This is a genomic window from Oceanisphaera pacifica (assembly GCF_017498065.1).
Lineage (GTDB): Bacteria > Pseudomonadota > Gammaproteobacteria > Enterobacterales > Aeromonadaceae > Oceanimonas > Oceanimonas pacifica.
Genome location: NZ_JAGDFX010000003.1, coordinates 274,962 through 287,539 on the forward strand (window position 1 = coordinate 274,962; position 12,578 = coordinate 287,539).

13 protein-coding genes and 1 pseudogene are annotated in these 12,578 nt (G+C 42.5%); 11 read left to right on the forward strand and 3 right to left on the reverse strand.

Features of this window, described 5'->3' with window-relative positions; translation table 11 throughout:
• Nucleotides 1–26: 26 nt before the first annotated feature.
• Together J3U76_RS03970 and J3U76_RS03975 are read left to right on the forward strand one after the other, a co-directional pair.
• A complete protein-coding gene (locus J3U76_RS03970; protein WP_208004533.1) occupies nucleotides 27–437 on the forward strand; it encodes an NfeD family protein in 411 nt (136 codons plus the stop codon).
• 18 nt (nucleotides 438–455) lie between these two features.
• Complete coding sequence (locus tag J3U76_RS03975; RefSeq protein ID WP_208004534.1) at nucleotides 456–1,409, forward strand: SPFH domain-containing protein; 954 nt, start codon at nucleotides 456–458, stop codon at nucleotides 1,407–1,409.
• Between the two features lie 602 nt (nucleotides 1,410–2,011).
• On the opposite strand, the gene J3U76_RS03980 is transcribed toward J3U76_RS03975, so the two are convergent.
• The 3 genes from J3U76_RS03980 to J3U76_RS03990 all read right to left on the reverse strand — a co-directional run bounded on the left by J3U76_RS03980 (nucleotide 2,012) and on the right by J3U76_RS03990 (nucleotide 4,418).
• On the reverse strand, nucleotides 2,012–3,004 hold the full coding sequence (locus J3U76_RS03980; RefSeq protein ID WP_243454036.1) for an integron integrase: 993 nt from the start codon (nucleotides 3,002–3,004) through the stop codon (nucleotides 2,012–2,014).
• A gap of 339 nt (nucleotides 3,005–3,343) precedes the next feature.
• Entirely contained in the window at nucleotides 3,344–3,784 is a 441-nt protein-coding gene (locus J3U76_RS03985) for a hypothetical protein (protein ID WP_007991293.1), read from the reverse strand.
• 175 nt (nucleotides 3,785–3,959) lie between these two features.
• Entirely contained in the window at nucleotides 3,960–4,418 is a 459-nt protein-coding gene (locus J3U76_RS03990; RefSeq protein WP_188927230.1) for a hypothetical protein, read from the reverse strand.
• 139 nt (nucleotides 4,419–4,557) lie between these two features.
• On the opposite strand from J3U76_RS03990, the gene J3U76_RS03995 reads away from it, so the two are divergent.
• The 9 genes and pseudogenes from J3U76_RS03995 to J3U76_RS04035 form a co-directional block, all read left to right on the forward strand.
• The gene (locus tag J3U76_RS03995; RefSeq protein ID WP_208004535.1) at nucleotides 4,558–4,995 is read left to right on the forward strand and encodes a hypothetical protein; all 438 of its coding nucleotides are present in this window, start codon (nucleotides 4,558–4,560) and stop codon (nucleotides 4,993–4,995) included.
• 127 nt (nucleotides 4,996–5,122) lie between these two features.
• On the forward strand, nucleotides 5,123–5,434 hold the full coding sequence (locus J3U76_RS04000; protein ID WP_208004536.1) for a heavy metal-binding domain-containing protein: 312 nt from the start codon (nucleotides 5,123–5,125) through the stop codon (nucleotides 5,432–5,434).
• 127 nt (nucleotides 5,435–5,561) lie between these two features.
• Entirely contained in the window at nucleotides 5,562–6,089 is a 528-nt protein-coding gene (locus tag J3U76_RS04005; RefSeq protein WP_208004537.1) for a GNAT family N-acetyltransferase, read from the forward strand.
• A 128-nt stretch (nucleotides 6,090–6,217) separates the two neighbouring features.
• Nucleotides 6,218–8,428, forward strand: coding sequence for an AAA family ATPase (locus J3U76_RS04010; protein WP_208004538.1), 2,211 nt, complete (start codon nucleotides 6,218–6,220; stop codon nucleotides 8,426–8,428).
• Nucleotides 8,429–8,430: 2 nt separating this feature from the next.
• A complete protein-coding gene (locus J3U76_RS04015; RefSeq protein ID WP_208004539.1) occupies nucleotides 8,431–10,233 on the forward strand; it encodes a UvrD-helicase domain-containing protein in 1,803 nt (600 codons plus the stop codon).
• A 178-nt stretch (nucleotides 10,234–10,411) separates the two neighbouring features.
• Nucleotides 10,412–11,362 carry a DUF5655 domain-containing protein gene (locus tag J3U76_RS14660; protein WP_208004540.1) on the forward strand — a complete coding sequence of 317 codons (951 nt, stop codon included), beginning with the start codon at nucleotides 10,412–10,414 and terminating at the stop codon, nucleotides 11,360–11,362.
• Between the two features lie 73 nt (nucleotides 11,363–11,435).
• Nucleotides 11,436–11,762, forward strand: a complete 327-nt coding sequence (locus J3U76_RS04025; RefSeq protein ID WP_208004567.1) for a type II toxin-antitoxin system RelE/ParE family toxin — start codon at nucleotides 11,436–11,438, stop codon at nucleotides 11,760–11,762.
• Nucleotides 11,755–12,060: a helix-turn-helix domain-containing protein gene (locus tag J3U76_RS04030; protein ID WP_208004541.1), complete on the forward strand. Its 306-nt coding sequence runs from the start codon at nucleotides 11,755–11,757 to the stop codon at nucleotides 12,058–12,060. The genes J3U76_RS04025 and J3U76_RS04030 overlap by 8 nt, the downstream gene beginning before the upstream one ends.
• Nucleotides 12,061–12,177: 117 nt before the next feature.
• Nucleotides 12,178–12,578, forward strand: a pseudogene (locus J3U76_RS04035) (hypothetical protein); the annotation flags it as partial.

The following is a 12,578-nucleotide window of genomic DNA, read 5'->3' on the forward strand; positions in this document are numbered from 1 at the left end:
ATATACTTTACCTTAGGAGAACGACTTTGCTTGCATGGCATGGATGGCTGATTGCCGCCTTGGTACTCTTATTATTAGAGTTAACGGGTACCGGCTTTATCGCCTTTGCCCTTGGCTTAGCCGCCTTAATTACCATGGCGGCAGCTTGGCTTAATATTGGCCTGAGTGCTCAGTGGTTTATTTTTGCGATAAGCGCGCTCATATTGGCCCCGGTACTTAAATACCTATTTCGCCGTTACGCGCCTTCAAAACGCACCAGCTTTTTAGCAGGAGAAGCGCAACAATACGGTGAAATTGTGCAGCTAGACTCAGGGGATTACCGCCTTAAACTTGAAGCGGATTTGTTTATGGTGCGCAGCCAATCGGGCGCTAAGTTAACGGTTGGCAGCCAAGTTAAAATACTACGCTTTGATGGCATTACCGCTATTATTGCCTAACAGGGAGCTTTTATAACAATGGATATAACATTCTTAATTGCAGTTATATTGACGGTAGTTGTGGTGGTGTTTGTTGCCAAAGGACTCATGATAGTGCAGCAGTCAGAGGCGGTGGTAATTGAGCGTTTAGGGAGCTATAACAAAACTCTAAGCCCTGGGGTAAATTGGATCATCCCCATTATTGATAAGCCTCGCTCTATTAAAGTACGCCGTTATCGCGCCATTCGCGGCGAAAATGTGGCAATAGTGCAAGAAGAAACTCGCATCGACAGACGCGAAACCGTACTCGACTTTCCTGGTCAATCTGTGGTGACCGCAGATAACGTCAGTGTTAATGTTAACGGTGCCTTGTATTTTCAGGTGATTGATCCTGAGCGCGCCGTGTATCAAACCGAAAACCTTATTCAAGCGATCGAAATTTTAGCCAAAACCTCACTGCGTTCTGAAATGGGTAAAATGGAGCTCGATAAATTGTTTGAGTCTCGCCAAGAGATTAATGACAAACTGCAAGTGGTCATGGACGAGGCTGGCAATAAGTGGGGCGTAAAAGTCACCCGAGTTGAAATTCAAGACATCATTATTCCAGCTGAAGTGGAAGACGCTATGCGCAAGCAAATGGCGGCAGAGCGCGAACGCCGAGCCTTAGTATTGCGTGCCAGTGGTGAGCGAGAAGCCGCTATTGCTAAAGCAGAAGGGGAAAAACGCTCCAGCATTTTAGTGGCCGAGGGCAGTAAAGAAGCCGCCATTTTAATGGCAGAAGGCCAACGCAAAGCCATAGATGAAGTGCTATCAGCGGCTAATGAGCAACTAGACCCACAATTAATGATTGGTTACTTACTGGGGCTAGAATACTTAAAAACCTTACCAGAAATTGGTAAAGAGGGTGACCGCATCTTTTTACCCTTTGAAGCCAGCAGCGTATTAGGCGCCGTAGGCAGCATAGAATCCCTACTCAATATGCCTAAAAAATAACAACATAGCGCGGCGACGTGGCAATCCATGTAATAGACAGTAATAAGCTTGAAGCTTGAGGCTAGAAGCGGGAAGTAAATAAAAACACCAAAATTAATTCAGTGTTTTTTGTCCAACTCCGAGCTTCTGGCTTCACGCTTTCAACTATGTCTTGGCCTTCAACCATCAGTTAAATCATTTTCTTTAACTTCCAGCTGACCGCTTACGGCTGACAGCTCCCCAAAGGGACGCAGACAGCTATACGTTACCCGCCATACGCCGTACGTGAAAACCAAAAGTGTTTTCTTTAACGTACGGCGTACCGCGTTAAACGCATAGCTTTCCTTTAGCCGTCATTGCGAGGAGCGCAGCGACGCGGCAATCCATGTAACAGACAGCTGTACGTTGCCCGCCATACGCTGTACGCACAAACCAAACCAGTGTTTTCTAACGTATAGCGTACAGAGTTAAACGTACGACTCCCAAAGGAGCATTTCATTTTGCCACGCATAATGCTTATAATGCTAAGCTTCAATTGAGCCAAGCGAATATTGCAGCTAGTGTCTCATAACCAATATGAGGCAATAGTCGCCTGCAAGACTCGGCGGTAGCCTGCCAGCTTGCTAAAAACCGTCGTCGACAGGACTTCGTACCCCGAAGCCACCCTTACGTACCACATGCGTATAAATTTCAGTGGTACGTACATCGGCATGGCCCAGTAACTTTTGAATGGTGCGAATATCGTATCCCACCTCAAGTAATCGGGTAGCAAAGCTGTGACGAAAAACATGGCTATTTGCTTGTTTATAAATACCAGCTTTACGAATGGCAGCCCCTATAGCTCGCTGCACACCGCGATCCAATAAGTGGTGACGACGAACCACATTGCTGCGTGGATCTATGGCCAACTTGTCAGCCTGAAACAAGTATTGCCAAGCCGGCTCTTTAGCTGCGCTTTGATACTTGCGGTTCAGTGCAAAGGGTAGATAAACCTCGCCATGGCCATTGGCTAAATCCTGCTTATGCTGTATCAGGCAGGCTTCAATTTGCAGAGCCAGTGACTTTAGCAATGAGTCCGGTAGCAGAGTTACTCTGTCCTTATCGCCTTTACCACTGCGCACTATAATTTGTTGCATGCCAAAATCGATATCTTTTACTCTCAGCCGCAACGCTTCGTTAATCCGCAGACCTGAGCCGTACATTAGGCACGCCACCAGTTGTGGAATGCCTTCCAAATGGCTCATTACGGCTTTAACTTCATCATGAGTAAAAACGGTTGGTAGGCGGCGAGGCTTTCTTGCCAGTTCAAACGACAGCTCCCCCAACGGTTGCTGAAGAAATTCCCGAAACAGAAAAACGAGCGCATTCAGCGCGGTGCGTTGTGTACTTACGCTGTTGTTGCGCTGTACCGCGAGATGAGAAAGAAACTGCTCTACCTCTGCTGTGGAACAGGTAGCGGGGTGGCGCATTTCATTAAAGCGAATAAACCGTTTAATCCAATGGCAATAGGTTTGCTCAGTTTTGTAGGCTAGATTTCGGCTACGGATCAAAAGCCGCAGTTGATCCATAAAGCGAACAGGCTTGTCTGGCAGTTTTGGTGGTATATCGATAATCATGCGCTCACCTCTATGCTGTTTTAATATACAGTAGTTTAGTTGCTGCAGCGATAATTACCCAATGAAAAACGGAGTTATACGACAATTGTCGTATAACTCCGCACTATTTACTTTATAAAGCTTACAAGTTACTGAAAAATATGGAATAGTTGGTACGCATTAAAAATGAATAAGCGAACAACCACTTTGCGTAAAAAGCGACACTTGACGCTTATTTCTCGAAGCTCCACTTTTGTGTGGCTATAAGCCATTGATAAGCTTATGATTTTAACGAAGATGTCTATGCTTAGCAAAAATAAGCGCATTCTGCATAGATGTCATTTGTCGTTTAATTAGCTGTTATGTGTATATGTTAACTGACGGAGAGGTTTTTGCTATTTGCAATTTATGTAAATAATCTTGAGCAAGCTCTAAGTTGTCATTTGATATACCACGTTGCTGATTAAATTCCATTTGCCCTTTTATCGACTCGAACATATCAAATTTTTCATTCATGATTGCGTCTGATTTAGTTGCATTCCGTAGTGTACCATTATCATTTACTAGTATAAGGGCTTGTGCACCAAAAGTCGCACTAGGTTCATCGGGAAATAATGCACCAGATAATATGGCAGCTTCATTTCGAGACATATTACTTGGGTCTATATATTGGGCTAATTCATGTATAGAGGATACTTCTTGCGCAACCATAGCACTTTGGGTTTTATTGTCCGGCAAAGAATTGCCGGTTTTATATGCTTCTTTTGCCGGAGTCATATAAGTAGTACTGGTAATTTGCATTTTAGCCTCTAAAATAATAAGTTTTCAATTATCAAGCGAAATTTGTGCCAACAGTGTTGTGAGTGTTCTGCTAGACACACATAACAAGAAAATAAACTAGGAAAAATAGAGTTTGCCGATTTTTTGCAAAGAACCGCAAAAAAGCGTCCAACTCAATTTTCCTGTTATTTAGGCGTTATGTGTACTCATTGATACTCGGCGTGTTACGGGCGACTTGAACTTTCTCTAAAAAGGAATAAGCATCCTCAAGTAAGTCTGTTGGCAAATTCATACTTTTATTAAAGTCAATTCTAGCTGTAAGCGTTTCGAACATGTTGAATTTATTATTCATTTTAGCATCCGCTTCCGGCGTTCCAGTTGTGTCGATTACACTCCCATCACTATTAACCTTTAGAAGTGGCGGGGGGAGGAATGCTGAGCTTAAATCACCCTCGCCAGCTTTCATTAAGGCGCTGGCAAGAGCCATTGACTCGTTGTAGTTCATATTCTTTGGGTCAAATGTTTCGGCAAGTTCACGAGCTAGCGGTTGGTTGGATTGTGTGTTGCCAGTCATCGTTGTTTGGGGCGGCATATTGTTGCCGCTTTTTTGTGTTGGTGTTATAGCTGAAGTCGCTATTGCACTTCCAATTTGCATGGTTAGCCCCTAGTATCATTAGTTAAAAATTAAGTGTTGCAAGGTGTATGCCATTAAACTAGTGAAGCCAAACACATAACAAGTGCAGGCACGGCGACGCCTACTACATTGCGCCTTCGGCTCCATTTCGCAGGCGCGCATGCTGCAAGCGTTAAATTTTACCATGAATAAAAGACGTTTCAAAAAAGCACTGAGAAGTTTAGAAATTGATTTGGGTGGTGCTCTAAAACAAAAGAATTTAGACTTATCTAGTCCGGAGTTCATTGGTCGGCTCGATTTTTGGATAAGCTACTATGTTACAACGCTCCTAAGAGCGACACGGGAACCCGATGAGCTTTGGTGTGATGGTTCTAGATGGGTAGATGGTCATCATGTTCTGGATTTTTCGAAGCTCAGAGAATACAAGTATTCTTTGAAGTGTTTACTAGATCTTCAGGATGATGAAAGTACGTATAATGGCGAGCTTAACTTTACGTTTGAATACAACAATGAATTTCAAAGGTTTTTAAATTTTAGAGCTTCGTTATTAGTTGAAAATAGAGAGTATGTATATTCATCATATAGCATCCAAATTTAACAAGTCGTGCCAGTCGGACAGTTTGTTCCGTGGCTTTTTTTGTGCTGGTCGCGATGCTAGCACAAAAAGCCACTCCACAAACTGCCGCTGCACTCAGCGTTAAAAGTACAGACGTTAAGGAGGGCGTATGGGGTTATTTGGTTCTGGCGGTTCCACCGCCTCTGTGGCGCACATTAAAGGATGTTACACGTCAGAAAGCGTCCCAGGGCGCACAATTTCAAAATCTTTTGGCCTAGTCGAAGTTACTCAGAAAGGGGTGGCGGGCGATATTCCTGAGCGATCAGAAACTATCTTTAACAGCCTGCTTTCTGTTGCTGAAGCTCTTGGGGCCAATGCAGTGGTAAACGTAAGGGTTGTTACAGGCTCCTACCAGCAGCAGGGGTCAGGTTGGCAGTATTCATACGTTATTGCCTATGGCGATGCAGTAATTTTGGCATAACGTGACCTGTAATCAGTTTCTTTTGTGGGCCGGAGGAAAACATGGACGGTCGTCCTAGATCTTTTAACAAGTGCAGGCACGGCGACGCCCTTTACATTCCGCCTTCGGCTCCATTCCAAGGGCGCGCATGCTGCAAGCGTTAGGCATCAATATGGTAATAGTCGGACCTAATTTACAAAAAGAGAAAGACTGCGAAACTATTTTGCGCTCTTTACCTAATTGGTTTGGGATAGAGGAGTCCATACAGATGTATGTTCGAGACTCTGCATTAGTACCTAGCTTCGGTTTTGAGTCCGGTTCAACACTGAGCGGCTTTATCTCCCTAAAAGAGCATTTTCCCAGAGCTTGGGAAGTGCATTGCATAGCTGTACAGGCCACGGATAGGAACGGAGGTGTTGGTTCTGAACTACTAAACCATGCGGAGCTATGGCTGGCATCAAAGGGGGTTCGGTTTCTTCAAATTAAGACAATTGCCGATACCTCAGCAGACCCATTCTACGCAGAAACGAGAGAGTTCTACTTGAGAAGAGGTTACGAACCCATTGAAGTATTTCCCGAGCTATGGGGGCCAACTAATCCTGCGTTGCAGTTGGTAAAAGTTCTAAAACTGCCTAACAAACGCCTTCAAAGCGACGCGGCGCAGCCGCGCACGTGAGGCGGGCGTTATGTGCCTGTGTTACTCGGAAATAATGAGTACTGCTTTAGAATCAATAAGTAAATAGGCATATATCAGTTCAATATTTTTCTAGAAATATAATGCAGTAATCAGATTCCAGAGGACGTATGCACATTACAAAGCTCTCCCTAGTAAATTACAGAAACTTTAAAAACGTAAAGTTTCTGTTTAATAAGGGAATAAATACAATTATTGGCGAGAATGGTTCTGGTAAGACTAACTTATTCCGCGCGATGAGGTTGCTGCTTGATAATTCAATGCCTCGCTCGGCAACTAAGCTTGCCGAAGGAGATTTTTGTAGGGCATTAGGTGACTGGCGTGGTCACTGGATCGTTATTAGTATTGAGTTTAATGACATTGCTGGTGATGAAGCTAGTCAGTCACTATTTCTTCATGGTGCAGGGAATGCGGAAGATGAAGTTGTTACTAGAGCAACATACAATCTGATTTTCAGACCTAAAGCAAACATCCGTCAAGCATTGGCACAACTTACAATAGGGGATGCCGCTGCTCTAGAAAGTTATTTGGCTGGTATAACTATTGATGATTATGAAACCGTTCTTACTGGCAAAAGTGTCGCTGATTTCAATGACCCAGTTGTATACAAAAGCATAGTTGGCGATTTCGAGAGAGTCGATTTTCCTAGGGGGTTAAATAACCCTGATGTTGGTATACGGTTGCCGAACATCCTCAATATGCCTAATGAAGTTTCGTTTACCTTTATTAAAGCACTAAGGGATGTAGTATCGGACTTTCATAGCAACAGAACCAATCCTTTGCTCACACTATTAAAAAGTAAATCCGGAAACATTAGTCAACCTGATTTCCAGCCTATTGCAGATTTAATTGGGACATTAAATAACGAGATTGAAGCTCTATCAGACATTTGTGACGTTCGTGATGATATTGTAACTACTATCAGTGATACGGTAGGCGATACATATTCACCTAATTCAATCTCTATTCGCTCTAGTTTGAGTGACGAGTCTGATCAGTTATTTCAATCATTAAAACTCTTTGTCTCAGAGTCAAATGATGGCTACGAGGGGACCATACATGAAATGAGTTTAGGCGGTGCCAACCTACTCTTTCTCACACTAAAGCTACTAGAATTCAAATACCAAAAAGCAAATCAATCTATTGCTAACTTTTTACTAATTGAAGAACCAGAAGCACACATCCACACACATATTCAAAAGTCACTTTTCGACAACATCAACTATGAAAACACTCAGATAATATATTCAACTCACTCATCACACATATCAGAAGTGAGTAATATTAAGAACATGAACATTGTAGGCTTTGTTGATAGTACCTGTGAAGTATTTCAACCTTCAGTAGGGCTTAGTGACGAGAAAGCGGGATTCGTTCAACGTTACCTTGATGCCATCCGTAGTAACTTACTGTTTGCCCGAAGTGTTGTTTTAGTCGAAGGAGATGCTGAAGAGATCCTTATTCCTATTCTACTGAAAAAAGTTTTAGGATTGAGCTTAGATGAAATAGGTATCACTCTAGTCAACATCAGAAGTACTGGCTTCGAGAATATTGCAATGTTATTTGACAATGAAAGAATCAAAAAACGTTGCAGCATTATCACAGACTTAGATGAAGCCTTCTTTGATACCACGATTTATCCTACAGATAGTTACTTAGATAAAAAGAAGAAAGAGAAAGCCCTCGGCTCTCAAGAAACAGGCTTTGCTCGTAAAGGAAGGCTTGATGACTTCTGTCAAAATAACCCTTGGATTTCGATTTTTTATGCAGATCATACGTTTGAGGTTGATTTCATACAGTCATCCAACAGCAATTACCTCAAAAGAATTGTCGGAGATGTGTACACTCAGCAAGCTACGATAAATACTGCTACAAATGAACTATCTTCAACTGATATTGCAATCTCAGGTTCAAGAGCATTAACTATGGCAAACTATCAAGGTAAAGGTTGGTTTGCCCTTACGCTAGGTAAAGTGATTGACTTTAAAGTAGCTATACCAGAGTACATTTTCAATGCCATCAAGTTTGCGCACGGCGACTTCAATGCAGGACTTACTTTCAAAATACTTAAGCACCGTTACGACTCAGTCATTGAACATGTCAAATTCGGCAGAAAAACCATCGAAAGGTTGAATGCAGAGGGTAATACGGCTTTAACACAGCAATGGGAAACATATTTGACTCCATATGAGACTGGCTTAGCAGTATTCACTCCTAAGTGGGAAGCATTTAATCCAGTCGATGGCGACATATCTACACTCAAGATCGACCTAATGAATGATTTACCTTCTGAGCAAAACGATATATTAGCAAGGATCTAATCATGTTTATGTGGGATGAAGGTGATCTAAACGATGAACAGATTGCAGCGATTAACGAGCCGAATAATGTGTTCTTAGTTGCATGTCCGGGAAGTGGTAAAACTAGGACTCTTACCTACAAAATTGCTTCTGAGCTTTCAGGTTTAGAGGATCCTAAAAAATGGGTCGTGGCCATTACCTACACGCATAGAGCTGCTGATGAGATTCGCGAGCGAATTGAAATTATTGGTGTAGACACATCTCAGTTGTGGATCGGTACTATTCATGCGTTTTGTTTGGAATGGATATTGAAGCCATATGGCCTATATCATGACAAGCTGAAAAACGGATTTAAAATAGTTAACTCTTATGATTCTGAAGAAATAATATCTCAAATATGTTCTAGCATTCGTACCGAACGTATTAGGTATGGTGAGTGTAGTCATTTCTACACTCCTCGAGGATTAACATTGACTTGCGCTGGAAGTAAAATTTCACTAGCCAGACAGGTATTAGATGAATATCACAGCCATCTTGCAGAAAGTGATCAAATAGACTTTGAGCAAATTCTATATTTTGCTCATGAAATCCTATCAAGTAATTCATCTATTGCTAAGATACTGGCAAATTTGTTCTCTTATGTTCTTGTTGATGAATATCAAGATACTAAAGAGGTACAGTATTCAATTATTGCGAGTATTATAAAAGCTAGCCAAGGTCGGGTGAGAACCTTCATCGTTGGTGATCCAAACCAAGCTATCTACGGTTCGCTCGGTGGCTACGCAATAACACAGTTGGAACTTGAGCAGTTAGCCGAAGTGTCATTTACTCCAATGGCATTAGATAAGAACTATAGAAGCTCAAGAAAGATCATAGACTATTATCGTAATTTTAATGTTACCCCTAGTGCAACTGTTGCTGAAGGTGAACATCGCGATCACCCTAGCATTATTACTTATGATCAGATTACTCATAAGGATAACTTGGTTGAGCAAGTCAGCCGTCATATTGAGCATAGCGTTCAAAATCTGGGTATCTTAGAGAAGGAAATTTGCGTCATTGCACCTTGGTGGATGCACTTGGCTGCACTAACTCGTAACTTGGTAAACAGGTTGCCTCTATATAGTTTCGATGGACCTGGTCTTGTACCTTTTTCAAGAGATATAGATAACTTTTGGTTCAAGTTGACTCAAATTATCCTAACAGAGCCATCGCCTAATATGTATGTTAAGCGTCTTCGTTGGGCATCTGATGTCTTATATGACATGGAACTTGCACTGGTCGATGTTCATTCGATCCCCCCAAAACAGTTACTAAAGACAGTTAACTCTATTTCGATAGATGAAGACGACGGCCTCGCTTATCTACGTGCATTCTTTGAAGCACTATTTGGCGAATTGGGAATAGATTTCATGCTATATCCAATGCTAAAGGAACATCACGAATCATTCTTCAATAGTACACAGGATAGGATTGATAGGCTAAGGAACGAGAATGCATTATTTGCAACAGACATTGAGGCTTTTCGCAAAGCATTTAAACCCAGAACTGGTATCAAAGTGTCAACAATACATGGAGTAAAGGGAGGTGAATATGATGTTGTGATCTCCTTTGGTCTTCTTCAAGATTTGGTTCCGAATTTCAATGACCCATCTATTGAAAGTGCTAAAAAGTTGCTCTATGTAATTGGTTCTAGAGCCAGAAAGAACCTACACCTTATTTCAGAAAAAGGAAGGATGTCAGGTTATGGTCAATATAGAAGAGAGCGCCAGCCTACAGAAGTCCTACACCAGTTGAATTTTGCATACGATCCAAATTTAATATGACACATGAGAGTTGAAAGCTTGGATATTTGTTGGTTGATAATTTTGCACATAACAAGCAACTAAACGCGGATTCGGATTAAGGTCACGTGTTTTGCAAAAACACGCAAAACAACGTGCCAGCAAACCTCACCGGTTAGTTGGGCATTAGAAGCCCAAGAAACAATGGAGTAAACATCAAGTGCCGATTTTCGATATTTCAGGAGACCAGCTATCTGCCGTCGAGCAGAAGAACTTTTCTCTGGAAAAGGATTTGCAGTCCCTGATTGAGAAAAATCTCGAAACGGTCTTCAATTGCAGATTTGTTGCCAGTGAATTTTCAACTGGTGCACAGCATGCAGGCCGAATTGATAGCCTCGCTCTTTCAGAAGAAGATAATCCCGTTATCATCGAGTACAAAAAAGTCGAATCATCGGAGCTTATTAACCAAAGCCTTTTCTACTTGCACTGGATTCAAGACCACAAAGGTGATTTTGAGATTGCGGTACAAAAGCGGTTGGAAAGCGCTGTAAAGGTCGATTGGTCTGACGTTAGGGTTATTTGCATCGCCCCAAACTATAAGAAATATGATTTGCATGCAGTGCAGGTGATGGGCGCAAATATCGAGCTATGGAAATACCGTTTGTTCTCCAACAATTCTCTCTATATTGAAGAAGTTTTCCATGCTGCTAAATCAGCAGCGGTTTCGACGTCTACGAGCACCACTGAAAATGGATATAAAAATCCAGTTATGGTTGAGGCCGGAAAAAAAGCTGCGCTAACTCGTGCTACGGCAACTTATACATTTGGTGAAAGGCTTGAAGGTAAAAGTGAAGAAATCCAGGAATTAACTGCAAGCATACGAGAATTCATTATTGGCTTGGATGAATCCATTGAAGAAGTCCCAAAAAAGTTTTACGTTGCTTACAAGATTTCGCAGAATATCGCCTGCATGGAAGTCAAAGGAAAGAATATTAAGCTATTTTTGAAACTTAAGCCTTCTGATATTCCTGATGGCACCAAAAACTATCGAGACGTAACCTCAATAGGTCATTACGGTACTGGTGATGTAGAGTTTACCGTATCGTCCGAATCCGAGTTCGAGCCAGTTAAAGAGTTTGTTGCAATGGCTTACAACAAGGTCGGTGGCTAATGGCTTCTAACTAGGCTGTTATGTTCTCCACGTCACCCTTTGACACTGTTATCATTTATGATAACCTTTGCCTATGATATGGAGAGTCACATTTTTCAACGAGAAGGTTAGAGAGGAGACTCTCGGGTTTCCGGATGGGATATTGGCAGACTTTCTCCATATAGCAGAAATCATTGAGAAGTTTGGCCCGACGATCGGAAAGCCCTATACAGCTCCTATGGGCTCAGGGCTGTTTGAGATACGGGCTCGAGGTAAAGAAGGCATAGGTAGATCGCTTTTTTGTACGGTCAAAGGCCAAGAGTTAATCATCCTGAACTCTTTCGTCAAGAAGACCCAAAAGACACCAAAGAAGGAAATTGATAAGGCTCGTAAACGAATGAAGGAGTTAAGAAATGACTAGACCAACATTGAAATCCTTCAAGGAAGAAGCGCTAAAGCGTGAGGGCGTCAAGAATAGCTATGACGAACTCTCTTCGGCGTACGAAGTGCGCAAGCAACTGATCGCACTCCGGCAACAAGCCGGCCTCACGCAAGAGCAAATTGCGGAAATTTTACAGACTAAGAAAAGTAATATTTCCAGACTGGAAAGTGTAAGCTCAAACATCTCTCCCAAGCTCTCTACACTTACTGATTATGCAGCGGCAATGGGTTATAAATTGAAAATTGAGTTTGTGCCAGATAATGAAGCACGAACATAACAAACTGTTTCTGAGCGACCAAGGTAATTTGTCACGGCGCTTGCTTGCGCAACCACTGCGCCAATCTACCTTGGCGCCAGAACAAGGGCGTTAGGCAGTACACGGAGCGTAAGTTCTATGGATTCACAAGACCAAGAAGAAAGGCTTGTCGCGGCAAGGCGAGGCAAGTGGTCTCGTTCAGGAGTGCCGCATCGGGGTTGGCATTGTGTCGACATTGAAGATCTAGGATCGCCTCAAGTCGAATGTGGTATGTGCGAATCTCAGAGCATTCGCTACGTCCATCATATGGAGCATCCCGCTTACCCAGAAGTACTTGAAGTTGGCTGTGTTTGTGCTGGCCATATGGAAGAAGATGTTGCTGCTGCAAGAACACGCGAAGCTTCAATGATAACCCCCTCTGTCACCCTAGTTGTCCGGTTGGCAATTCAGCCTAATTTTATATCAATAGGGCCGGTGTGGGAGTTATTATGTCATTGTATTCTGAAGAGCGTAAAGCAGCGGTTGTCAGTAAGTTATTG

Excerpts from the sequence above, each read along its gene's own strand:
- J3U76_RS04010 (WP_208004538.1), top strand. The coding sequence starts at position 6,218 with ATGCACATTACAAAGCTCTCCCTAGTAAATTACAGAAACTTTAAAAAC.
- J3U76_RS03975 (WP_208004534.1), top strand. The coding sequence starts at position 456 with ATGGATATAACATTCTTAATTGCAGTTATATTGACGGTAGTTGTGGTG.
- J3U76_RS04025 (WP_208004567.1), top strand. The coding sequence starts at position 11,436 with ATGATATGGAGAGTCACATTTTTCAACGAGAAGGTTAGAGAGGAGACT.
- J3U76_RS04005 (WP_208004537.1), top strand. The coding sequence starts at position 5,562 with ATGCTGCAAGCGTTAGGCATCAATATGGTAATAGTCGGACCTAATTTA.
- J3U76_RS03995 (WP_208004535.1), top strand. The coding sequence starts at position 4,558 with ATGCTGCAAGCGTTAAATTTTACCATGAATAAAAGACGTTTCAAAAAA.
- J3U76_RS03985 (WP_007991293.1), bottom strand. The coding sequence starts at position 3,784 with ATGCAAATTACCAGTACTACTTATATGACTCCGGCAAAAGAAGCATAT.
- J3U76_RS03990 (WP_188927230.1), bottom strand. The coding sequence starts at position 4,418 with ATGCAAATTGGAAGTGCAATAGCGACTTCAGCTATAACACCAACACAA.
- J3U76_RS03980 (WP_243454036.1), bottom strand. The coding sequence starts at position 3,004 with ATGATTATCGATATACCACCAAAACTGCCAGACAAGCCTGTTCGCTTT.
- J3U76_RS04015 (WP_208004539.1), top strand. The coding sequence starts at position 8,431 with ATGTTTATGTGGGATGAAGGTGATCTAAACGATGAACAGATTGCAGCG.
- J3U76_RS04030 (WP_208004541.1), top strand. The coding sequence starts at position 11,755 with ATGACTAGACCAACATTGAAATCCTTCAAGGAAGAAGCGCTAAAGCGT.
- J3U76_RS04000 (WP_208004536.1), top strand. The coding sequence starts at position 5,123 with ATGGGGTTATTTGGTTCTGGCGGTTCCACCGCCTCTGTGGCGCACATT.